The organism is Shewanella sp. ENK2 (genome assembly GCF_043568515.1).
Lineage (GTDB): Bacteria > Pseudomonadota > Gammaproteobacteria > Enterobacterales > Shewanellaceae > Shewanella > Shewanella japonica.
This window is the reverse complement of sequence record NZ_CP171406.1, coordinates 4,196,543-4,220,340: the sequence shown is the minus strand read 5'-3', so window position 1 is coordinate 4,220,340 and position 23,798 is coordinate 4,196,543. Positions and strand designations below refer to the sequence as shown.

Annotated in this window: 16 protein-coding genes and 3 pseudogenes; 3 read left to right on the top strand and 16 right to left on the bottom strand. The window is 40.1% G+C overall.

Translation table 11 applies throughout. The annotated features are described in order from the left end of the window. Positions 1 to 81: 81 nt before the first annotated feature. From ACGEDC_RS18430 to ACGEDC_RS18360, 15 genes and pseudogenes are all read right to left on the bottom strand, one after another. The gene (locus tag ACGEDC_RS18430; RefSeq protein ID WP_119969534.1) at positions 82 to 1,461 is read right to left on the bottom strand and encodes a Na+/H+ antiporter NhaC family protein; all 1,380 of its coding nucleotides are present in this window, start codon (positions 1,459 to 1,461) and stop codon (positions 82 to 84) included. Between the two features lie 235 nt (positions 1,462 to 1,696). Then, positions 1,697 to 2,527 (bottom strand): 2-keto-4-pentenoate hydratase, encoded by an 831-nt coding sequence (locus tag ACGEDC_RS18425; protein WP_394494966.1) that lies wholly within the window; start codon positions 2,525 to 2,527, stop codon positions 1,697 to 1,699. A gap of 202 nt (positions 2,528 to 2,729) precedes the next feature. Further along, the gene (locus tag ACGEDC_RS18420; protein ID WP_065108156.1) at positions 2,730 to 3,461 is read right to left on the bottom strand and encodes a FadR/GntR family transcriptional regulator; all 732 of its coding nucleotides are present in this window, start codon (positions 3,459 to 3,461) and stop codon (positions 2,730 to 2,732) included. Between the two features lie 130 nt (positions 3,462 to 3,591). Continuing rightward, on the bottom strand, positions 3,592 to 4,275 hold the full coding sequence (locus ACGEDC_RS18415) for a FadR/GntR family transcriptional regulator (protein ID WP_394494963.1): 684 nt from the start codon (positions 4,273 to 4,275) through the stop codon (positions 3,592 to 3,594). 225 nt (positions 4,276 to 4,500) lie between these two features. Continuing rightward, positions 4,501 to 5,138: pseudogene (locus tag ACGEDC_RS18410) on the bottom strand (2-dehydro-3-deoxy-6-phosphogalactonate aldolase). Continuing rightward, a complete protein-coding gene (locus tag ACGEDC_RS18405) occupies positions 5,138 to 6,172 on the bottom strand; it encodes a 2-dehydro-3-deoxygalactonokinase (protein WP_394494961.1) in 1,035 nt (344 codons plus the stop codon). The pseudogene ACGEDC_RS18410 and the gene ACGEDC_RS18405 overlap by 1 nt, the downstream one beginning before the upstream one ends. A 21-nt stretch (positions 6,173 to 6,193) precedes the next feature. Then, positions 6,194 to 7,354: a mandelate racemase/muconate lactonizing enzyme family protein gene (locus ACGEDC_RS18400; RefSeq protein ID WP_394494959.1), complete on the bottom strand. Its 1,161-nt coding sequence runs from the start codon at positions 7,352 to 7,354 to the stop codon at positions 6,194 to 6,196. A gap of 22 nt (positions 7,355 to 7,376) precedes the next feature. Continuing rightward, a complete protein-coding gene (locus ACGEDC_RS18395; RefSeq protein WP_394494956.1) occupies positions 7,377 to 8,801 on the bottom strand; it encodes an aldehyde dehydrogenase family protein in 1,425 nt (474 codons plus the stop codon). A gap of 250 nt (positions 8,802 to 9,051) precedes the next feature. After that, complete coding sequence (locus ACGEDC_RS18390) at positions 9,052 to 10,167, bottom strand: hypothetical protein (protein WP_394498402.1); 1,116 nt, start codon at positions 10,165 to 10,167, stop codon at positions 9,052 to 9,054. A gap of 9 nt (positions 10,168 to 10,176) precedes the next feature. Then, a pseudogene (locus ACGEDC_RS18385) lies at positions 10,177 to 10,955 on the bottom strand (SDR family NAD(P)-dependent oxidoreductase). Positions 10,956 to 11,037: 82 nt separating this feature from the next. Further along, a complete protein-coding gene (locus ACGEDC_RS18380; RefSeq protein ID WP_394494954.1) occupies positions 11,038 to 12,627 on the bottom strand; it encodes an MFS transporter in 1,590 nt (529 codons plus the stop codon). Positions 12,628 to 12,917: 290 nt separating this feature from the next. Then, the gene (locus ACGEDC_RS18375; RefSeq protein WP_394498400.1) at positions 12,918 to 13,613 is read right to left on the bottom strand and encodes an SMP-30/gluconolactonase/LRE family protein; all 696 of its coding nucleotides are present in this window, start codon (positions 13,611 to 13,613) and stop codon (positions 12,918 to 12,920) included. Further along, a complete protein-coding gene (locus ACGEDC_RS18370; protein WP_394494952.1) occupies positions 13,609 to 13,785 on the bottom strand; it encodes a hypothetical protein in 177 nt (58 codons plus the stop codon). Before ACGEDC_RS18370 ends, ACGEDC_RS18375 begins: the two co-directional genes overlap by 5 nt. Before the next feature lie 57 nt (positions 13,786 to 13,842). Beyond that, positions 13,843 to 15,006: a mandelate racemase/muconate lactonizing enzyme family protein gene (locus ACGEDC_RS18365; protein ID WP_394494950.1), complete on the bottom strand. Its 1,164-nt coding sequence runs from the start codon at positions 15,004 to 15,006 to the stop codon at positions 13,843 to 13,845. Positions 15,007 to 15,040: 34 nt separating this feature from the next. Beyond that, entirely contained in the window at positions 15,041 to 16,459 is a 1,419-nt protein-coding gene (locus ACGEDC_RS18360) for a sulfatase-like hydrolase/transferase (protein WP_394494948.1), read from the bottom strand. Positions 16,460 to 17,224: 765 nt separating this feature from the next. On the opposite strand from ACGEDC_RS18360, the gene ACGEDC_RS18355 reads away from it, so the two are divergent. From ACGEDC_RS18355 to ACGEDC_RS18345, 3 genes and pseudogenes are all read left to right on the top strand, one after another. Continuing rightward, the gene (locus ACGEDC_RS18355) at positions 17,225 to 19,771 is read left to right on the top strand and encodes a TonB-dependent receptor (protein ID WP_055024034.1); all 2,547 of its coding nucleotides are present in this window, start codon (positions 17,225 to 17,227) and stop codon (positions 19,769 to 19,771) included. Between the two features lie 610 nt (positions 19,772 to 20,381). Beyond that, entirely contained in the window at positions 20,382 to 20,855 is a 474-nt protein-coding gene (locus ACGEDC_RS18350) for an Lrp/AsnC family transcriptional regulator (protein WP_055024035.1), read from the top strand. 259 nt (positions 20,856 to 21,114) lie between these two features. Continuing rightward, positions 21,115 to 22,469, top strand: a pseudogene (locus tag ACGEDC_RS18345) (sodium-dependent transporter). Between the two features lie 73 nt (positions 22,470 to 22,542). On the opposite strand, the gene ACGEDC_RS18340 reads toward ACGEDC_RS18345, so the two are convergent. Further along, positions 22,543 to 23,736, bottom strand: coding sequence for a cation:proton antiporter (locus ACGEDC_RS18340; protein WP_394494945.1), 1,194 nt, complete (start codon positions 23,734 to 23,736; stop codon positions 22,543 to 22,545). Between the last annotated feature and the right edge of the window lie 62 nt (positions 23,737 to 23,798).

Here is a 23,798-nt window from a genome sequence, read left to right as displayed (position 1 = left end):
ATAAAAAACCAGTGACAAGCACTGGTTTTAACATTATTAGCCACGACAGATAAGTCGCGTCGACTTCATGTGGTCACATTATTACGCTATCACAATAAAACCTATCACGGTGATGCTTGCCGCAATCAAGGTGTATGGCAACTGAGTGATGGCATGGCTGACTAAGTTACACCCTGCACCTTGCGCTGCTAACACTGTAGAATCACTGTAAAAGCAAGCTTGACTCCCAAAGGATGATGCAGAAAGTAATGCACCGATCACTAACGGAATGTCCGCGCCGACCGCTTGAGCAAGCGGCATAACAATGGGAATCGATACGGCAAAAATCCCCCAGCTTGACCCCGTAGCAAAGGCTAATAATGCCATTGCAACAAACACGACTGCAGGTAAAAACTGTGCTGTCATGTAGGGACTTAAGCTCTCAATTACATATTGAGGTAACAGCAACTTATCGCATACATCTTTAAAAATAAATGCTGCTATCACTGTCCCAATTGCGGGTAACATACTTTTAAAGCCATCAATCATTTGCTCCATCATTTCAGCAAAAGGCATTAAACGCTGCACAGCATAATAAGGGATCGTAATTGTCATGGTCGCTAACAAACCAAGCCACACATCAATATCAAAATATACGGTAAAACCAACAAGCATCATAATCGGCACAAGGAAATTATGTAATTTTCCTTGATGATCAGCCGTTTTAAATTCATCTTCCATCGCCTTAACGGCATAGTCATTACTGGTTTGAATATCAGCTGACTCATCAACCGGTATCCCAATACCTTGCTTTGCTTTTAACTCAGCCTTTTTCATCGGACCAATAAGCGGCATCACCCCTAAAATGACTAAAGGAACCATAATCACAGCAACCCATGCATAAAGCATATATGGAATGGCTTGCATATAAACTGAGATTGCTTGCCCAGGTTCTGCTATACCGTTATCAACAAGTAAGCCGCCAAAAAACACAGCCCACGTCGATAAAGGGACGAGAACACAAATAGGTGCGGCTGTGGAATCGACAACATACGCCAACATTTCACGAGAAATACGAAATTTATCCGTCACTCGCTTCATGGTTTCACCCACAGTTAATGCATTAAGGTAGTCATCAATAAAAATGGCAACACCTAAAACAAATGTCATCATTAATGATGATTTAGGGCCTTTAGCTACCTTCAGTGCATTTTTTCCAAATGCGAATGCCCCGCCCGTTCGAACGAGTAAAGCGATTAGCGCACCAAACGTGCCACATACTAAGATTAACCAACCAATGGTTTCATCAGCCATGACACTTAACGATATTTCCGAAAAATTATTTAATGCTTCAACAGGATCAAGCATTAACAAACCCACAACAGCACCTATTACTAACGCTAAAATAGGTCTTCTTAATACAATTGCTAATATCAAAACAACCACTGGCGGGATCAAACTGATCGCTGATGGCTCTGTCATGATTTTTTCCTTGTTGGTAATGTAAGTCAAAAATGGAGATGCAAAATAATGTCGTTATGTCACTGAGTCAACATAATTTATACAATAATAGAAAATAAAATAAGAATTTTTGACAGAGAAATCAAATTAGATTCATTCAAGTAAACACCTCGACTGAAATGACGACATAAAAAAACTGAGTTATGGTAAAACCGACGAATAACTCAGTTTGTTTTAATAAATTGCCGCCATATCCTTAGCCAGTAAAATTCACTGAAAATTGGCCTATCCCTTGGTAATTAATGTTAACAGGGCTATTCATCGCTACCTTTACAACACCACAATAGGAACCTGTAATAATAACTTGCCCAGCTCTCAATGAAATTCCTCTTGCTGTTAAGTGATTAACAAGCCAATAAAGTGGGTTCTGAGGTAACTCACATGGATGAACACCTGCAAAGACTTGCTCAGTTTTTTCTTGGCTAATATTAATGTCAATTTTTGCAGCTTTATAAGCAATAGGTTTGTCAATAACTGGGCCTAAATACAAGCCTTGATTACTTAAGCCATCGGCTAAGCGTTCAAAATGATTGGCATCGTAGTCTTTAGAAAATCGTGGTTCAATTAATTCTAATGCTAAGCGTGTTTCCCCTACTGCATCATCGATTTCATCATTACTGTATGTTTGACCTGCAGATAAATCATTTGCTAATACAAATGCAATTTCAGGTTCGATTAGGGCATAACCTTTTATTGATTTTATTGAACAATCTTGCTGCTCTGCGGCTAATTGGGATAATAATGGCGCAACGATCACATTCCCGTTTTGTTGTGGAATTAAGCATTTCCACCCAATATGCTCACTGGAGGTTTGAGCCATCATGATTTGTTGAATAGCAAACGCATCATCAAGTGTCTTAGGCGCATTGTTTCGTAAATCAGAAACAGGTATAGCTTGTTGTCGCTGCTTTAATAAATGCGTTGCGGCATCTAATTGAGATTGACTGTATTTTTGTTTGTCCTCGTTCATGTGCAAATCTTGATGTTCTTGCACATCGTCCTGCTTTGTTTGATTAAACTCGCTCACAATAATTCCTTTAATAACATCAATTGATTTTTAATTGATTGAGCAACACGTTGCCTTGATTTTTTATTAAACAAATTTAAACATATGATGTTTCGATAAACAATGTAAATATATTCACTATGTTTTTAGTCAGTACAAAAAAAGCCCAACTATTGTTGGGCTTATGTTTTACAATTTAACAATGATTGCTAGTAAGAGGAACTTACTTCATTAACTGCGTCAGTCGTGCTTTAGCATCACTTAATAGTGTTTCAGTTAACGATTGCGCTAACTCACCATTACGGTCTTTAATGGCATCAAAAACTTCTTGGTGAAATGGAATAGAGCTTTTATTTTCTGCATCATTTTGGTTGGTGACTCGAATACTGACCAAAAGTGATGAAAAAATCACACACTCCATAGAAATAAATAATTCATTGTGAGATGCGCGTAGAATTGCGCCATGATAGTGGGCATCGGCAACGACAAAGCGATCAACATCATTGGTTGAAGAAGCCATCTCTTCAAGGGCAGCGGCTATTGCTTGAATATCTTCATCGGTCGCATTCATGGCCGCTAGCGATGCAGCTTTGGGCTCAAATGCAAGTCGAAACTCCATCAACTGAGTTAGGAACTCTGGATTCAGTGGTGCTGAAAGGTGCCAAGCCAGTACGTCATCGTCAAGTAAAGCCCAATGATTTCTCGCTTTAACTTTCGTACCAATACCACGGCGAACATCTAATAAGCCTTTACCTACTAGAATTTTAACGGCATCACGCACTACAACACGGCTAACTTTGAAGCGCTCAGCTAGCTTGTTTTCGTCATCAATTAACGTCCCAGGAGTATAGGTGCCGGCAACAATTCTACGACCCAGTTCTTTCGCCACTTGAACAGGTAAACTCGGTGACATCGAATTTGTTCGTCTTAAATCGTAGTATGTTAATTCACTCATGTAATTATATTGTCCATAAAAATAACTACATACTATTTATCTGATTTTAGGACAATAGACAACCGCCAGAGACGATTAATTGCTGTTTTGAGTCAAAGAAAGTCGAATACTGGCATCATTCAGCAATTTTTCAGTGAGCTTTTTCTGCTTTATCACCATCTTTAGCTGCAATAGCTTCATAAACTTCTCGATGAAAAGGCACCGACGCCCCATTTTCACGAGGATCTTTATTCGTGACTTTAATACTCACTAATAACGCAGAGTAAATCACTCCTTCCATTGACGCTAAAAAGCCATTGTTGGCGGCTTTCATCACTGACTTATGAAACAGTGAGTCGGCAGTGATAAAATCTTCTGCGGTATTATTAGCTTGAGCCATTCTCTCAACAGCTGATTCGATGTCGGCTAAATCTTCTGCGGTAGCACGCTCAGCAGCCCACCTTGCCGCTTTAGGCTCAAAAGCCAATCGCACATCCATCAATTGTTTTAAAAAGCTAAGATTTGGTGGCGCAGATAAATGCCATGCAAGAATATCGTCATCCAGCATATTCCATTTATCTCTAGATTGAACACGAGTACCAATTCCACGTCGAACTTCTAACAGTCCTTTACTTACGAGGATTTTAACTGCGTCACGAACAACAACTCGGCTAACTTGATAACGGGCAGCTAATGCATTTTCATCATCAATTAGACTATGGGCTTCAAAAGCGCCTGACACAATTCTGCGACCAAGCTCTTTCGCGACTTGCACCGATAGACTTGGAGACATTCCTTGGGTGCATTTTAAATCGTAATATATTAATTCACTCATGAGTCCTATAGAAACATAGTATGTTTGCAGTGTCAATTGAAAACAATCGACACCTTAGTCTTTATTCTATATTTTTAGCCATTTGTTATAGGTCATAAAAATTAATAGCGGTTAAGTAGCATAAAAAACTAAAAAAATGCAGCCTTGCGGCTGCTAAAGATACAGAAGTGAAATAGGAAACTAACAAGGTAAAATAAAAAGGTAATTAATTTAGCAATTTATAACTTAATGAATGCTAACGGCGGCTTGATATCCCTCAACATAAGACAATGCATTTTGCTTCGTTTGCTCAACTGACATGCCCGCTTTGTATAACCCGCTACCTAAACCAAAACCACTGGCTCCAGCATCTAAAAACGCTTTCATTGTACTTGGGGATACGCCACCTACCGGTAAAATCGGCATCTCTTTTGGTAGCACAACTGACATCGCTTTTAATCCTTTAGGACCAACTGTATCAGCAGGAAATAACTTTAATGAATCTGCACCTGCATTAATTGCGGCGTAAGCTTCAGTCGGGTTTAAGAAGCCTGGAACGCTATATAAAGACAGCTTTTTACTGTATTGAATAATGTCGATATCTACATGAGGCGATATAATAATTCTCCCCCCGCCTCTTTGACTAAATCAACCTGCTCCTTCGATACTACCGTCCCTGCACCTATTACAACAGAGTCACCATACTTTTCACTCAAGCGTTTGATGCTTTCATAAGGATTAGGAGAATTCAGTGGCACTTCAATTACACGATATCCTGCTGCTACAAGTACATCAGCTATAGCGATCACTTCTTCAGGAGTCACGCCACGTAAAATTGCCACTAAAGGTAATTCTTTTAATGCATCTGTTAATGAAATAGTCATTATCCTATGTCCTTTGATGTTACAAGTTTTGCTTGTTTTGCAATATTTAACATGCCAACGGCAGACGCTTTCGAACTACTAACCGTCGTTGATAAATACCCCAATTCTTTTAATGCTTCGCTGTATAAATAATTAAGTTGTGAACCACCAATAAGATAAATATGTTCAAGATTAGGCGATGATGTCAGTACTTCATTGAGTTCTGCCCCAATGAGTACACCAGAAATATAACTTTTGACATCTGATTCAGTTAAGCGCTGTTCTAACCTTAATGTTCTGGCGCTAAATAAATGATGTAATAATCCACCTTCACGCTGACTGGTATGAACGCCTTGCAAGAAGCTCGCAATATCAAAAGCCATTTCGTTATTGGTGTTAGCTAGACCTTTACCTAAAATGCTATGTTCAACAATCAGGTTATAAACCTCACCAGTCATATGCGTAGATAAATCATCAATTAATGCGTCACCCGCATCACTTTTTGCCATTCTGATCCACTTTGAGTGTGTACCAGGTAAACAAAACACCAGTTTTTCAAGTTGTGCGTTATTTAATAAGCCTAACTCTTGTTCCAATAAAGCCACTGCGCCAAATGCCTGTACTTCTTCACCGCGCATGACATCGGGTTGTAAATTACTCGTTTGGCACTTTACTCCTGGCACAATGTGAATATTAAGTTGCGCTTGATTAGTCACTTTATGTAACTGTTCAGCCGCTTGCATGGCATCTGCTGGACAGCTGATATAACCTGCATCACTCCAGCCTTGCGCACTGCCAACCATTCCGGCCATCAGTATTGGCAAGCGGCTTTTGGTATTTGAACTGTTTTCCGTTTTGCCTTGATCATTTATCCAAGGACTTATCTGTTGTAATAAAGTTGATTCGAATTGCTCTATTTCTAAATTAAGCATGCCTTTTGCTGCGCTTACTTCAGATAATATTTGACCCCGTTGATCCAATAAGAAGGATCTAAAGTTACTACTTCCCCAGTCAACCGCGATTAACGCAGGTTGAGATGATGATTTTTCTATCATGAGAATGTTCTCGATATACTATTAAGAGACTTCGTAATGCTTAATAAAGTCAGGATCTGGCTCGACTCCGATCCCAGGACCTTGAGGTAAAGCAACACTTCCTTGATTTTCCTTAACTTGTTTAAGAATGTTTAATGGCTCTTTTAACAAGTCTTCACGAAATCTATTTGGCGTTGTGTCATATTCGAGCATAGGTTGAACTGGATGGGCTGCACCAGGCAAATCGGGTAATGCAGCCAAAAGGTGTAAGTTTGTGCCTACCGCAATGGCAGAGCCCCAAACATGGTTAATCACTGGAATAAAATGTGCGTGCGCCATTGCGAGCACTTTTTGATACTCAGTAATGCCACCGAGTGCACAGACTTCTGGCTGTAATAAGTCAACGCAGCGATTTTCAATGAGATCTCTAAAGCCCCAACGAGTAAACTCAGCTTCGCCACCAGCAATAGTTATATCTAAGGCTTCACATAAATCGCGATACCCTTGTTTATCTTCTGGTGCCACAGGTTCTTCAAACCAATAAACGCCGAGGTTTTGTAACTCACGACCTAGCGGGATAGCCTCTCTTGCGGTGTAAGCATGATTAGCATCAACCATTAAACGCATGTCATCGCCAATGCCTTTTCGTACCGCTTCGACTAATTTAATATCGCGCTCAGGGCTTAATCCAATTTTCATCTTGGTTGCGTTAAAGCCCATCGCTTTTATTCTTGCACTTTCATCAGTAAATCGAGCTTCCAGATCATCGTAGCGCTGTAACATCATCCCATAACCATAAGCAGGGATACGTTCTCTAAACGCACCGCCAAGTAGCTTATAAACGGGTTGATTGTGGAATTTTCCTGCAATGTCCCACAAGGCAATATCGACACCTGATAAGGATTGGATTGGCATCCCTTTCTGACCATGATCTCGCATCAAGTTATAGACTTTGTGCCAAATCACTTCTCTGTCTAATGGATCCATCCCCAAGATCATTGGTTGGATAACTTTCTCGACTATGGTTTTGTTTGCAAAAGCGATCCCGCCGCCACCAAAACATTCACCCCAACCTGTAATCCCAGCATCTGTTATAACTTCAACAAGGTGGGTTGTTCTTTGGGCGTAATATTGCTGTGAGTAACCCAATTCTTCTTCAAGATCGTATTGCAGTACGTGACTTTTTATTTCAATAATTTTCATGAATAACTATCCTAGATACTGATTAAAGAGCACGTGAAATACGTTTGTAGCTAAGGTAATCGTCGAGCGCTAGCAACGAACAATCTACCCCAACTCCTGACTGCTTGATCCCAAAGTGCGGCAGATTAATCGCATATTTAATGCCGTTAACTTGCACTTCGGCAAACCTCAGTTCACTCGAAAAATGGGCGATTCTGGTTTCATCTTGGGTGAAAATATATGAGGTTAAGCCCGCATCAGTATCATTAGCATCAGCTAGCACAGCCTCATCGTTTGAGAAGGTTGCAATACAAATAACAGGACCGAAGATTTCTTCCTGATATATCGCCATCTCTGGTGTGACACCCGTTAAAATGGTTGGGCTATAGTAGTAGCCTGTCTGTAATCCTTTTGGCTTTCCGCCACCTGTGAGTAGTGTTGCACCTTGATTGATTGCATCCTTAACGAGATTATCAATGCGAATCCAAGAAGCCTCATCCATTAAAGGTCCCATATCGATGTCTGCATTTTTATCGAAGCCGACCTTAACATTGCTTGCTTTAGTCAGTAGCATGTCGATAAATTGTGCAGCGATCGTTTCATCCACAAATACGCGGTTTGGTGTTACACAAATTTGACCCGCATTACTGAATTTAACGCCACTTATGACATCAGCAGCAGTATTTAAATCTGCATCTGCAAACACAATAGCGGGCGCATTACCACCTAGTTCCATTGAATATCGTTTGATCGATGTCGCACCGGTTCCAATAACATGTTTACCTACATTCGTTGAACCGATTAATGTTAAAAGTGCTGGAATAGTGGATGATGAAATAGCATCACCGACTTTATGATCAGGACCCGATATGATGTTGACAACACCTGCAGGCAAACCAATTTGAGCGCAAAGTTCACCTACTGCATAAGCTGATAATGGTGTTTTTACCGATGGTTTAATGACAATGGGACAGCCTGCAGCCATCGCAGGACCTATTTTGTAAGCCAAATTAAGTAAAGGAAAGTTCCAAGCTAAAAAAGCGGCAGCAACCCCTAACGGTTCACGTCTTAACTCATGTGAATGGGTGCCCTCTTTGTCTTCGAGCGGCTCTTGCTCCATGGTTAACATCGCATCAGCATAAAACTCTAAACTATCGACTAACATTTGGAAATCATCTTTCGTTGATGACCAAGGCTTTGCCATTTCTAGCTGAATACAATCTCGTAAATGCTGCTCATTTTCTACTACCGCATCACGGAGTTTAAACATCCAATCAGTACGCTCTTTAATCGATGTTTTCGACCAAATCGGAAATGCATTTTGTGCTGCCACTAATGCTTGCTCAGCATGTGGAATATCTGCAGCGGCGATACTGCCTACAGGTTGCAATGTTGCTGGATTAACAACATCTGTCGTTACATTGCTTGTAACAAGCTCGCCACCGATATAAAGTTTTTTATAAAGCATTAGTACAGCTCCATTTGTATCATTCTAAAACATTACTCGTTGTTAACTGCTTGCCTAGTTAGCGCAAAGCTAAGTCACCTATTAATAGGTCTCATCACAAGTAAAAATTCACAACCACATAACATAGTAACTATTTAAACATATGATGTTTAAAATAACAATCCTATCGGCAGAGATTCTGTTAAAATTGTTAAAAAAATGTTTTTACCCTCGACATGGGTTTTAAAGCAAGATTGGTTAATTCAGACAGTTATTCAATAAAACAGCTAACACTCCAGCTGTGCTTGCCGCTCGCAGGAACCTGCGCATATTCATTTTTAGTCATGGCCTGTTGCAGTGAGTCATGCCCGCCTATACAGGGCTCCAGCCCAACAACATAGGCTGGCGTTAATGCACTTCCTGACCATCCTTGATAATTGAGCCAAAGACCAACATGACTCACTTCATCTGAATAATACGAAAAGCCACAGCGCTGCGCACCGTTCTCACGAGTCAGTGCAACTGTGATCAAGTTATTTTGAGCATTGTTATTCATGGGCTTACTAAAGAGCTTTGATGCAAAATGGCTTTGTTTGTCCATCACGTAAGATAAACAACAATATTGAGAATATCGCTGATTATCGCAGGACTGACTCGCGAAGGGCTGATTTAAAGCCTGAGCACCTTCTTTAAAGGTATGATTTTCAATTAGGCTATCGATATTGGAAGGAGCGTAAGAGTATGGCCAATGAATTACAGACTCTGAATGATTAAAAAAACGATTAAAGCCATTATCTGTATAAAATTGTTTTACGTTGTCACTAAGTTGTATTTGCATGCCAGGTTGCGCAGCAAATATTGGATGCATTGACCACATATAAGGCAGTGGATTAAGACCAAGATTGACCAGTTGATAGTGAATAACAAATTCATGACTGTCTTTATGTAAAGTAATACTGCGAGTAAATTGATATGGCAGCTGCCTACCTTGGCAACATAAAGACAATGTCACAAAGTTATCAGTTTCGATGATTTTAGTAATCTTCCAAGGTAAGCACCATAGTTCACCGTGATCTGGCAGCGCTAAATCCTTATAACCTTCTGCTGAGTAAATATCTTGCTTAATACTTGGAAAGCATTCATCCCAACCTCCCGTATCGAATCCATTAATAAAGGAGTCGCCATATTCTGGCACTGACATCTTGGAATAAGGTGACTGCTGCAGCCATTCATATTGATTCGTTAACGACTTTAACGAGATAATCTTAGCCCCTAATTCAGGTACAATGCTCATAGATACACGTGCATTAGCTAAGGTAATCACTTCAATATTGGTTTCTTTCTTGCCTGATAAAGCCTTTACGAAAGAACGAGTCAGCGACAACATCAATGATAATTAATCGTGATAAATAACAGAACGTCCACCGTCAACAACTAAGCTTTGGCCAGTCATAAAACTTGAATCGTCTGAGGCTAAAAACAATGCAGGCTTGGCAATTTCAGCAGTCGTGCCATTACGTTTCAATGGATGTACATCGCCCATTGCTTTACGTGAGCCTTGTGGGTCATCGGTGTTATCCCATGACTTGAATGCCATAGGCGTCTCAATCATACCTGGACATAACGCATTTACGCGGATATTAAATTGGGCAAACTCAACCGCCATATTTCTTGTTAACCCGATAACGGCATGCTTTGTCACTGCGTAAGGAAAGTAACCCGGTACAATTTTAAAAGAATGAACCGAGCCCACATTGACTATGCTACCTCGTTGATGCTTTTTCATGTATGGGTACACGGCTTTACTGCAAAACCACATTCCATCCACGTTAACTGAAAAACTTTTTTCCACGCATCTACGCCCACAGCATCTATATCATTGCCTGGACTTATTAATGCAGCATTATTGATGAGTATGCTTGGCTCACCTAACTCTGCGACTGTATGAGCAACCATGGCATTGACTAATGTTTCATCTGAGATATCCACGGCAAAAAAAGTGGCATCAAATCCTTGAGCAACAAGTTGACTTGCCACTTGCATACCTAGTGCTTCGTTCCTATCAGCAATACACACTTTAGCACCTTGCAGGCAAAACTCTTGTGCAATAGCAGCTCCAATACCATCTGCGCCGCCTGTAACAATCGCAACTTCACCTAATAAACGTTCAGACATAGTTATCTCTATTATTGTTTTGTGTTATTGATATTTCTTGTATGAGCCAGTTTTAGGATTAATGTAGCTCATTTCTTTGCCACTATTTTGCAGTGACCAAGTCTCGTTCAATCGCTTCAATCGTTTTACCTTTTGTTTCTGGCAAGATTAACCACATTACAATGCAGCCAACAAATGCCACGCCACCATAATACAAAAACGTATTGGCAGCGCCCATATTTTCTAATTGCCAAGGGAAAAACTGCTGAATACTCCAACTTGATATACTTTGCACTAATGCTGCGAAAGGTAAAGCGACACTCCGTACTCGACTGGAGAAAATTTCTGAAAATATGACCCACATGATCGGGCCAATTGACATGTTAAAAGCAGCGAGAAATGCAAATAAACCGAACAATACAAAAGCTGGATTAATATTAATTGATGCGTTAATCACAGCGCCACTCACTAACGGCAACTCTTTTTTGGTATATACACTCGCTAAGTCAGCTTTAAGCTCAACGTCTGTTTGGTAATGTTTACCTAAAAACGGTAACAATTTATCGGCATCAACTTGCTGCTCTGCAACCTTTTCAATCACAGGTTGGTTAATCACGTAGCTTGCATTATCAAAACCATACCAAATAGAGACATGGGCTAAGGTAATTAACAACAAGCCAATCACGGTCAGCGCTTTTCGACCCAGTTTTTCAACGGTAAAAATAGCCACTAAGGTAAACAACACCGACACACTACCTAATACGATGGTCTGCAAAAAGGTGTTTTCAACACTCATGCCTATTTGTTCAAATACGGTAGGCGCATAAAATAGCACCGCATTCATACCCGTTGCCCCTTGAACCACCGCATAACACACGGCTATTAACACTAAGAACCGCATTGGCTTACTGAATAATAATTTAAGTTGCTGCATCACTGACTGGCTACTGTCTTGCTTAACAGTTTGTTTAATCTCAGCCATCAAAGGGGCAACTTCACCCTGCTCAGTAATTCTTTCAAAGACTGTTTGGGCTTCTTGATCACGTTGTTTACTGATTAACCACCGAGGAGACTCTGGGATGGTCAATAATAGTGAGAACCATATGATGTTAGGAATAATTTCGAAACCTAGCATTAATCGCCAAATATTTTCATCTGTTAATGATTCAATGTTTCCAATTGATTTTACAAGGAAATAATTAATAATAAATGCACAAAGGCTGCCTAAGGTAATTAATAACTGATTGACCGACACAAACTGACCACGCTGTTTAGCTGGTGCTATTTCGCCGATATACATGGCGGACACTGTGATGGAGGCAAAAGCAACCCCACCGATAAATCGGCCTACCACCAACATTTCATAACTTACTGCAAATGCTGATATAACTGTTGATAGTGAATACGTAAGCGAAATCCCAATCAGCACCTTTTTACGCCCAAAACGTTGACATAAACTGCCTGTAAAAAATAACGCTAGAATAACCCCAACAATCGCACAGCCCACAACATTGCCCGTTTGCAGACTGGTCAACTCAAATTGAGAACTCACATAACGAAGTGCGCCAGAAATATTTGCAGCATCAAGTCCAAATACAAATCCACCGAAAGCGGCAATCATCGAAAATTTAATGGCTTGAATATGTTTATTCGTTTTTGTTATAGCGTTGTCTGCGGTTGATGTCTCTATCACGGTGAAATCCCCAGTTTTTTGCAGTCTGTTAACCTTGCTTATGCCTGGTAAATTCACTTGAGTTTCACCAAGGTACAATTTACTGATAAGAGGGTTTAGTTATAATTTATTAACAAGATTTAAACATATGATGTTTCAATAGGCAATATGTTTATGGGAATGTTAATAAAATTATTCCTGAGCTTTGAAAGTCCGGATTTACTCAGAGATGAAGGAATTCATCCTGGATGAGAATGACGAGATAAAAAAACGGAGTCAGTGACTCCGTTCAATGATAAAACAACAATAATCTAAGCTATGATCACAGCTGGCTCATATACGCCCTTAATCTGCTCAGAGACTAACAGTGTTGTGCCATGTTCATGCGGTAATACAGGCTCTTGTTCAAGTCCACATTGCGCTGTCGTCGTATAAAGTTGATGGGCATTAGCGCCTCCGAAACCAGGACAAGTTGGCCGCAGAGTCCCCACATCAATGCGTGATAACTCTTCACCTGATGGTGAAATACACACCACACAAGCGCCATCCCATAGTGCTATCCACACATTGCCACTTGCATCAACAACAGCCCCGTCGGGTGAAAATTTTGTTGAAGAAAAATCTGCAAATAACGTCGGCTTAACGCCCGCTAGCGGTGCACCATTTTCAGGGTCTAGTTCAAGACAAAACATTTTCTGCGACTGTGAATCTGCGTAATATGCCCGGCAACGAGACTTATCAAAGCACATCCCATTAGGAATAGTCAGTTCTGAAATATATTGAGTCAGCTCACCTTGATAGTAACGATAAAAACTGCCTTTATTGAGAGTTGCCTCATTATCCATGGTGCCGATCCAAAAGCCGCCCCAGGGATCTGCTCTTCCATCATTACTGCGATTCGTTGTTAATGTATGTTCTACATTAATAATTAACACTGTTTTTTGAGTTAATAAGTGAAACTGATATAAGCCTGTTTCTGTCGCAATTAATAAATGGGCTTCATCAATCCAGCCTCATGGCCGTAGCCATTTCGGCTAACTGATATTCCACAGTTTGTGTAGCACTCTTACCTCTGATTAATTTATTGGGAAAATCAACCCAATAAAGCGTTTGCGTAAGTGGATGCCACAACGGGCTTTCACCAACATAGTTAATTCTTGCATCAAAAAGCTTACTCATAACATCCCTTGTAACACATGCTGTTATTTTGCTGCATTCAATCAGTCCCTAGTCAAACTACCAATTGGTATGTGAACCATCACGTTTGCTTAAATGCGGCGCTTCAACTTCAATCGGCGTCGCTTTTCTAAACGCGGCTTCATTCACTTCGACACCTAAACCGGGTAATTCAGGTACCGTAAATTGAGGGCCAGATAAAGTATGCTGCACAGGAAATAGTGCCTTATCATGCGCTCCAAATGGACTGAATGGCCCTTGGTGGGTTTCCATTAAACTAAAGTTAGGTAAAGCGGCTGCAAAATGGTTGGTTGCAGCAGTACAAACTGGCCCTAGGGGGTTATGAGGCATGACATCAATATAATGCGCTTCTGCCCAGCCTGAAACCTTCATCGCCTCAGTGAGACCACCAATATTACACACATCCACACGTAAATATTGCGTCAAACCTTGCTCAATATAAGGTTTGGCGGCCCATTTAGAGCTAAATTCTTCGCCGATAGCAAATGGAATGTTTGTCATGGTTCTTAAAGTTTTGTACGCATCAGGTGATTCGTGACGAATAGGCTCTTCAATAAAATCTAAGGTGTCTGGCGCTAATCGCTGACAAAATGAGGCGGTTTCAGCCACGCTCAACCTATGATGATAATCAATACCTAAGGTAATATCTGGCCCCAATATTTTACGTAAGTCATTTAAACAGCGAGCTGTGCGAGTGATAGACTCTTGTGGTTCAAAGTAAACAGGATCATCAAAACGACTCGGTATCACTCGAATGGTCGTCCAACCTAACTCAACTAAGGCCAAGGCCTCTTTGGCAAGTTCGTCAAGTTTATCGGGATCAGCCTCTGTGTAACAGCAAGCAAAACAAGGAATAGTGTCACGCTGTTTGCCACCGAGTAATTGATATACAGGTACATTTAACTTTTTACCCAGTATGTCATACAAGGCGATATCAATTGCAGAGATGGCAGCGGTGACAACACGGCCACCTTCGAAGTAATGGCTGCGGTATAATTCTTGCCAAATACGGCCAATTTGTCGTGCGTCCTTACCTTTAAGGAAAGACGCAAAGTGTTTAACAGCTCCCATCACTGCATGTTCACGATTGGATAAACCTGATTCGCCCCACCCAACGATGCCGCATTCAGTCACGACTTTAACAAGTAACTGATTTCTTGCGCCAACGCAGCCCAACAAGGCTTCTACTGATTCAATTTTCATTTGTATTCACCGGCTTATTATTTTGTTTTTATACTTATTGAGTTGCAGGCTCACGATATTTATCCATTCTGTCTAAATCGTATTTTTCAAACTTACGCTTTAATAACCATCTTGGGCGTTCAAGCGTTAACTCCCAATCGAATAATGACTTAAACATTGCTCTCACACGCTCTGGGTGTTTCGCTGCTAGATCGTGTTGCTCGCCTGTGTCAGATGCTAGATTGTATAACTCTGCAGGTCTATCTGGATAACGAATAAGTTTCCAGTCTTCGTCACGGATAACGGCTCTGGTTTCCTTTTTCCAGTACATGACTGGATGTGGTCGTGAAGTATTTTCACCATTAATGTACGGAACTAAATCCACACCATCTGTATCAGTAACAGTATCTAAACCACCCGCCGCAGCGACAAAAGTAGGCAGTAAGTCGATTGTGCTTACAGGATAAGTATAGCGCTGATTTTCTTTAATTTTCGCAGGCCAACTCATAATAAATGGCACACGGATACCGCCTTCTAAGTGATTTGATTTTGTGCCAGCTAAAGGGGCATTGTTTGATGCATTCTTATCTGATGGCCCACCATTATCATTCGTGAAAACAACGATAGTGTTATCAGTTAAATTCAATGCATCTAATTTATCCATGACGACACCTGTTGCACGATCCATTGCTAATGTCATAGCAGCGAGTTCTTGATGTTTTCCTGTTAAATGAGGAAATTGCTTTAAATCTTCAGGCTTTGACTCAAGTGGAGTGTGCACAGCATTAAATGCTAGGTAAATAAAGAAAGGATCAGATTGGTTTCTTTCAATGAAGTCAGCCGCGGCATCACCCAAAATATCAGTTAAGTAACCTTCTCGTTCTTCAAACTTACCCATGCCCTTTTCAAGTTGTTTATCGTACATAATGTCATTGATATCACTATGTGTAGTGTCAGGGTAAGGAAAATAACTGCGGTCGCCACCTCTGAAACCTAAAAACTCATCAAAACCACGATTTAATGGATGAAATCTATCTGCACTACCAAGATGCCATTTACCAAACACAGCGGTTTTATAACCTTGCTTTTTAAGATAATCAGCCATGGTTAATTGATCTAGTGGCAACCCCATTTCAGCACCATCTAAAGCCGAGTTATCACTCATAAAGCCAGGCACGTTGATTTCTTCATAACCAAATCGTTGTTGATACTTACCTGTCATGAGCCCAGCTCTTGAAGGGCCGCAAGTTGCATCGCTGACATAACCTTGCTCAAAAATAACCCCTTGCTGTGCAATATCATCCAAATGTGGCGTTTGCATAACCTTACTGCCCTGAAATCCAAAGTCTCCATAACCTGCATCATCGGCAAAGATTAAAATGATATTAGGTTGTTCAGTGACTTCTTCGGCAAAGGTATTAAAAGACAAGGTACTCGATAACAATACCAGACTGCCTATTATTGATGCTTTCATTTAGAAAATACTCCATTTCATATACACGATGATTTACAACTTCATGCTGACAATCGTGACTTACAAGCTAAGGTCTTTACGCCATAAACACTAATAAGGACTAACTACATGCCCAGCGACTATATAAAACGTGCTTAGACAACATGACATTAATACCGACATCACTGTTAAAGGATTGGCGACCTCATATACTCAGCCAAGACGCAACATATTGTTAACCTACCTTAAATTAACACTAAAACATAGTAATTTAATAAACATATGATGTTTAAATTTATAAACAATGTTTTCGAGGTTAGCCAACAACTAGCAATATTTAACAGCAGCAAATCGATTTCGCATGATAATGAAAAGTAACGTTAATCATTGAGTTTACTGTAAAAAGACATCAACAACCTGTCCTAAATTCTATCTCTTTTATTGATAAACCATCCTTTTTGAAATCTTTGCTTTTGGTTCTTATCACCACAATAAATTGATTTTTTTATTTACAAAAATACCACAAGCAAGGACAATTTCACCAATAAATAACAGAAAATCAATGCGATAGACCGTGAAAATAACAAAAGTTTAACATGTTGCACATTTAAACATCACATGTTTAAATACTTCATATGAACTGTATTGCCTGTTTTTTATACATATACCAACAAGCAGGTTTTAATACATCGTGAACAGTTAGTCGTCGTTTACTCGGTTCATTTTGTATGGGGGAAGTCACATTCCCGCAATGAGACATAAATAATAAATACACGGAGTAAGAAAATGCCGAAATATAGTAAATTGCACAAAGCAATATTGCTGGCTGGTTGTTCTTTTGCAGCCACATCAAGCAATCTATATGCGCAGGATGGAACGGATAATGCTGAACAGGCCGCTTCAACAAAAGATATTGAAGTCATCATGGTCAGCGCGCAAAAGCGTGAACAAGCATTAAAAGATGTTCCTGTTTCTATTGAAGTACTCGATGGCGACTTAGTTCAAGAGTTAGGCGTACAAAATGGCTTTGATCTTGTTAAATACCTACCAGGTTTTGGTATTGATGAAAGCAGTGAAATCCGAACAACTACACTAAAATCACGTGGTATTGGAACATTCACAAACTCTATTGGTTTGCAATCATCAAATTTAGTAGTCATTGATGGTGAAGTTTTACCTCGACAGTCAATGCTTAACCTCGCGGTCGCTGATGTCGAACGTGTTGAAGCTTTACGTGGTCCACAAGGTACCCTATTCGGCCAAAATACCTCGACGGGTATGCTGCATTATGTCACCAAAAAACCTAACTTGAATGCTGTTGGCGGCAATATCCGAACTGAAGTCACTCAAGATAACGGTATTGATGTTAGTGGTGTAGTAAATGTACCGATTGGTGATAATTGGGCATTCAGAATGAATGCACAATGGAGTGAAGTTGATGGTTGGATCGACAATACCATGCCAGGTCATGAAGACTACAAAATCGGTGAACAAGATAAATCAGGACTTCGTGGTCAACTGTTATATGACGACGGCGAAGACTTTAATATTTTATTCCGTGCAGAATATGCTGAAACAGATACCAACTGTTGTTCTATGACTCAAATTGGACCTGTAAACCCAGATTACGGGCCAAGACCTATTATTAACGTGAAAGATGACGGTACTATCGAAGGGACAACCTACAACCGTATTAATTCATCTAAATCATTTGATGATGTTGGAAAACCAGTTACTGCACGTAACCCAGAAGCGAACTATGGTTCTACTGAAAATTTAGGTTTTTCTATCGCAGCTGACTATTATCTGAATGACGATCTTACCTTATCGTATAACGGTAGCTACCGTGATTTTGACTTATATAATAGCTCTGGATTCTTCACTCTAAACTTCCCATTAGAGCGCTCAGCCTTTGGTGGTAATGAATCTGTCGATGTGAGCCAACACGAAATACGCTTAAGCTCTTTTGATAATGAAAAGTTTGATTGGATTGTCGGTTTGTTCTACCACAATACTGAAGGTCAACGTTCTGAAAACCGTGATGGCTGTATTGCAGGTAACTTCGGTTTTATTAACGGTGGAGAGTTATCTGGTTGTTATGACCGTCAATCTACCCGCAACTTCTTAAGTATGTATGAAGGCCAAGTATTCGATGAAAGCATGATGGCTGACTTGACCCCAGGGCGTTTATTATCTGGTGGTAACTTCACAACGAATTTCGAAAACTACGCAATTTTTGGTCAATTTGAATATCAGATTACTGACCAGCTTGATGCAACTTTTGGTTTCCGAGCATTACATGAAAACGGTGAAGCAACATTTGAGCGTACAGACTTGTTCACTCCTGCTGATGGTATCGGAATGGATACATACGCCGATGTATTAGCCATGTCGCAAACTGACCCATCATTAATTAAACGTCAAACTGAAAAAACAACGTTTTCTGATTCAGATGATGCCTTTATCTATAAAGCAGTTATCGGTTACGACTTTACTCGCTCTATCCGAGGTTACGTCAACTATTCGACTGGTTACAAAGGTGCATCTTACTTTGTAACAACGAATACGAATCCAGCTGATGCAGATCAATTCCCAACTAAACCCGAACAATCTACTAACTTTGAAGTTGGTTTACGTTCAGGCTTCTTCGATAATGATGTGTTATTTAACATCACCTACTTTGATATGACTGTTGAAGATTATCAAGTTCGTGCAACACGTGTTATTGACGAAGAAAACGGCGTTGTGTTTGCTGGTTATGTTAATGCGAATGAAGCACGCTCTACTGGTTTTGAAGCCGATGCTATTGTCGATATCACCGAAGATCTTCGTTGGACAGCAAGTTACGCTATCTTTGATGCTCGTTATGAAGACTTTTCTGATACACCAATCAACTGTCCTGCTGGTGACGGTGGAGAGTTAGCAGATCGTTGTACTACAGATCCAGTAACTGGTTTACAACGCTTCGATCAAACCGGTCTTTCATTCCCGAATAATGCCGAGCAGCAATTGTTCAGTACGCTTAAATACTCTACCGAGTTCGGTAATACTGGTTGGAACGGTAGCTTACAAGCTAACTGGCGTTATAACGGTGCACATACTCAATCAATTAATGAATTAGCACTAAACCAAAGTGCTAACCCATCATCAAGTATTTGGGATCTGTACTTTAACTTTGGCCAAGATAATTTACGTTTCAGTTTATACGTGAAAAACTTATTTGACCAAGCTTACACTACACGTCAAAACACCAACCAAGAAGGTTACGGTCAAGGGTTCTACCCACGTGATTGGAATCGCTTTTACGGTGGCAGTGTTCAGTATATTTTCTAAGTTGACACTGATTTAACTGAAGTCACATTTGCTATATAGCTAACCTTGTGGAGGCTGCCCCAACAGCCTCCAATTAATACGGTTACATTCCTTATTAAAGGCGTCTGGTAAATGATGACAACTGAGTTATTTAACCGCTGTATTTAAGCAATCGACAACGTATTTTACATCCCTTTCTGCAACTTTCGTTGTCGATTTTTCTTTAAATATCATAATGTAATTTTAATATTCAACCTTCTGGTGTATTACCTTCATTAAGGCTTGTATTTATTCTTTACCGTCTTAAATTAATAGGTTTTACTCGATAGCATCACGTTATTGTTTGCCAGTATGGGTATCACTCGGTATCCGCCCTTCTGTTAAGTTTTAACGAATAAGCATGTAAGCTTTCTGAGCGACTCCCCGCGTGAAGTCAGCTTCATGCTTATTGGTTACTGGTTCGATTTTAATTATTGCAAATGAGTCAATGAGTAACAGTATTTACTGGCTATACTCAGTTAATTACAATAAGTCCTAACCCGCTTATAATTAACCTTTACTAGTTTTAATGAACATGTCGTTTTCACATTAACCCATGTTGTTATTTCTTAACGAGAGTGCTGAATAGACTATGACCAACTTAGTATTAGATCCCACAGATTTTGCCATATTATCGTTATTGCAAACCCATGGCAGACTCTCAAATCAAGATCTAGCTGCAAAGGTTAATTTGTCACCTTCTCCTTGCTCAAGGCGAGTTAAATCTCTTGAAGAGGCGGGTTATATCAATGGTTATGCAACATTACTCAATCCTGAACAATTTAACCTAAAACTCACCGTTTATATCCAAGTCAGACTCGCCAAACATGCAAGTGACGTATTAAACGCATTTGAGTTATTCATTAGTGAGTATGATGAAGTGCAAGAATGCTGTCTGATCACGGGCAGTGAGGCTGACTATCAACTCAAAGTCTTAGTTAAGGATATGGAAGATTACAAAGAGTTCTTACTTAATAAGTTGACCACAAACCCGCATATTGTGGGTATTCAATCCAGTTTCGTACTCAAAAAAGTAAAAAGTACCACTGCAATTCCTATGGGTTGACCCTGACCTTTGTGAAGTAACTCTCACTTTGTCTAAGTCACTTAACTCAAATTAAATTGCGTCAGTTAACGCAATTGATAAAAACATAACAACAAATTGCTAGAATCGACCAAATAAAAGAATTTTATTTCAAAAATAGAATCTAAAAATATCATTTATTGCACGATAACTTACCGAATAAGCTATTTAATTTATTGACCCATTATTGATTTTCACTATGATGCGCTCTCTTTTTTAACATATAGAGTTAAGCGTAACCATGAGCGTGAATACAAGCGGACAATTTAGTTCAAGAATCGGTTTTATTATGGCTGCAGCAGGTTCAGCTGTAGGAGTGGGCAATATCTGGGGGTTTCCAACACAAGCGGCGACCTACGGCGGTGGTGCATTTTTGTTAGTTTACGCGTTACTGATCGTATTGCTGGGTTACCCGATGTTGATGGCGGAATTAATGGTCGGTCGTCATGGTCAAACTAACCCAGCTGATTCAATGGCAAAACTTGGCTCAAATGCCCTTTCAAGAAAAATAGGTAAAGCCATTGGCTTTGTTTCCATCATTACCGCTACGCTCATTTGTACTTTTTACAGTATTTTATCTGGTTGGTTTGTTAGTTTTGCATTAGCCCCCGTTGCAGAACTCACTCAACAGCAATCACTTTCTGCTTGGCTCACCAAATTTTCAGTATCACGTAATTTAGTGTTCACATTAGTGTTTATTGCATTAGTTATCTTAGTCATCAGACAAGGTGTACAACAGGGTATTGAACGCTGGTCAAAAAGATTAATGCCACTACTGTTAATCATGCTTATTGCTGGTGCGATGTATATCTTGAGTCAGCCTGGTGCAATTGAGGGATTAAAAGCCTTATTGTTACCCGATTTTACTATGGTATTTCATACTGATGTTTTGGTTAGCGCACTAGGGCAAACCTTTTTTCATTATCTGTGGGTACGGGCGCAATGATGGTTTATGGCGCTTATTTAAATAAACAAGAAAATTTAGCCAAGCTTACTGCATACGTGACTCTCACGGACACCTCAGTAGCATTTCTGGCCGCGCTGATGATTATTCCAGCAATGTATGTCGCACAACATAATGGGGTGCAAATATTTGCAGAAGACAGCAGTTTACTCAATTCTGATACATTAGTGTTCACAGTATTACCGGCATTATTCGACTCAATTGGTGGGTATAGTCAATATATACTGGCTATTGTATTCTTTGCCTTAATGACCATAGCAGGCTTAACGTCAGCGATATCTATTGTAGAAGTACCCACCAGTTACATAGTAGAAAAAACCACTATTAGCCGAAATAAGGCGACATTATTGGTCGGCGGGGTTATTGCAATCCTTGCCTCATTAATCGTGTTTAATTTTGCTAGTTTATTTGGTTTTATTATTACCATGACAACTGAAAGAGCTCAGCCATTAATTGCTTTGGGGATTGCGGTATTTGTTGGCTGGGTATGGCATAGAAATGATTTATTAAAAGATATTGCCAATCAAGAAGGCGTAGATGCAGATAGCTTGTTCTGGCGAGTATGGCCTGTTTACGTCAAATTTATTTGTCCACTACTTATTATCGTTATCATTATGCAGCTAGTTAACTAACGCTATCATTCGCGGCATAGGCATCTGTCTCAGATTTACATGCAGACTCATGTCTATGCCGCTTTGTCTTGGCCTAATTCACTCGGCTGCTTATCCATTTCGATAATGGTTTTGCTGTCATACCGTGCAAAATTAAACTAATAAACACAGTACAGATTACTGTCATTGCCATGAACTCTCCGCCCGGTAAATCTCGCTCGAGCATGATGACAACAAACACGATTGATGCAAGCCCTCTAGGACCAAACCAGCCTAAGAATAACCGTGACGCCACGTTTTCCCCTTTAAGGCCTAGGGATAAGAATATTGGCAACATTCGCACTACCGTTAAGCTTAGCAACGCATAAATCAACATAGTCCAGGTAAATGCTTCAAACGCACGACTGATAATCACCGCCCCAAAGAGCATCCAAGTTAGTAGCGCTAAAATCTCGCCGATGCCTTCAGTGGGTAATATCATGTTATGTTTGTGTTCTTTCATTAAGTAGCCAAATAATAATCCGCCCGAAAACGCTGCGATATAACCACTTCCCTCTAATGATTGCGCAATAGCAAAACAACAAAGCGCTAAGCTAAGAACAATATTTTGGCTCCAAATTTCAGTAATCCAATTTTTGCTATAACAGTAATGAATCAGTTTACTGGCCAAATAACTGGCAGATAACCCAACGATTAAGCCAATACCTAGTTCTTCTAATAAAAACTCAAATGCAATATGGGTCACTTGCCCTTCTACAACGCTGCCCGCTGCTAATGCAAGAAATACGAACAGAATAGGCACACATATGCCGTCGTTAAGGCCACTTTCAATATTTAACCCTTCACGCAACTTTGATGGCACTATTGGGCTCGTCACTACGGCTTTACCTAACGCAGCATCTGTCGCTGCCAGCATAGTCGCAAGGGCTGCGACTTCGTAAACACTCAAATTAGGAAATAATAAGTATCCAACAGCAAAGCCCATTAAAATAGCACCAGGTAACCCGTAAAGCAGCATTCTTGATGGAATCGCAATATGGCGCTTTAAAATGGATAAATTACTGTTTGACGCATCACAAAATAACACGACAGCTAAGGTTAAATCTGCGAATACTCTCATGCCTGAACCATCAACGCTTTTGCCTAACCAACCAAGCATCTCAGGCCCTAATACAAAACCAACAACCACAAACACCATAGGCCCGGAAATCATCGAGTTTTCGACTCGGCCAGCGATTAAACAATAACTGAAAGCAAAAATAGTTAAAATTGCTAACTCTTCGTACATAACTCAATCTCCATATTGAGGTCATTAAGGCAAAAAGTGCGAGGTTTAAGCCAATCAATATT

What these genes read in the sequence shown, in the direction of transcription:
- ACGEDC_RS18430 (WP_119969534.1), bottom strand. Translation starts at nt 1,461, where the DNA reads ATGACAGAGCCATCAGCGATCAGTTTGATCCCGCCAGTGGTTGTTTTG.
- ACGEDC_RS18350 (WP_055024035.1), top strand. Translation starts at nt 20,382, where the DNA reads ATGACCAACTTAGTATTAGATCCCACAGATTTTGCCATATTATCGTTA.
- ACGEDC_RS18415 (WP_394494963.1), bottom strand. Translation starts at nt 4,275, where the DNA reads ATGAGTGAATTAATATATTACGATTTAAAATGCACCCAAGGAATGTCT.
- ACGEDC_RS18360 (WP_394494948.1), bottom strand. Translation starts at nt 16,459, where the DNA reads ATGAAAGCATCAATAATAGGCAGTCTGGTATTGTTATCGAGTACCTTG.
- ACGEDC_RS18395 (WP_394494956.1), bottom strand. Translation starts at nt 8,801, where the DNA reads ATGCTTTATAAAAAACTTTATATCGGTGGCGAGCTTGTTACAAGCAAT.
- ACGEDC_RS18390 (WP_394498402.1), bottom strand. Translation starts at nt 10,167, where the DNA reads ATGTTGTCGCTGACTCGTTCTTTCGTAAAGGCTTTATCAGGCAAGAAA.
- ACGEDC_RS18355 (WP_055024034.1), top strand. Translation starts at nt 17,225, where the DNA reads ATGCCGAAATATAGTAAATTGCACAAAGCAATATTGCTGGCTGGTTGT.
- ACGEDC_RS18340 (WP_394494945.1), bottom strand. Translation starts at nt 23,736, where the DNA reads ATGTACGAAGAGTTAGCAATTTTAACTATTTTTGCTTTCAGTTATTGT.
- ACGEDC_RS18405 (WP_394494961.1), bottom strand. Translation starts at nt 6,172, where the DNA reads ATGATAGAAAAATCATCATCTCAACCTGCGTTAATCGCGGTTGACTGG.
- ACGEDC_RS18370 (WP_394494952.1), bottom strand. Translation starts at nt 13,785, where the DNA reads ATGAGTAAGCTTTTTGATGCAAGAATTAACTATGTTGGTGAAAGCCCG.
- ACGEDC_RS18365 (WP_394494950.1), bottom strand. Translation starts at nt 15,006, where the DNA reads ATGAAAATTGAATCAGTAGAAGCCTTGTTGGGCTGCGTTGGCGCAAGA.
- ACGEDC_RS18420 (WP_065108156.1), bottom strand. Translation starts at nt 3,461, where the DNA reads ATGAGTGAATTAACATACTACGATTTAAGACGAACAAATTCGATGTCA.
- ACGEDC_RS18400 (WP_394494959.1), bottom strand. Translation starts at nt 7,354, where the DNA reads ATGAAAATTATTGAAATAAAAAGTCACGTACTGCAATACGATCTTGAA.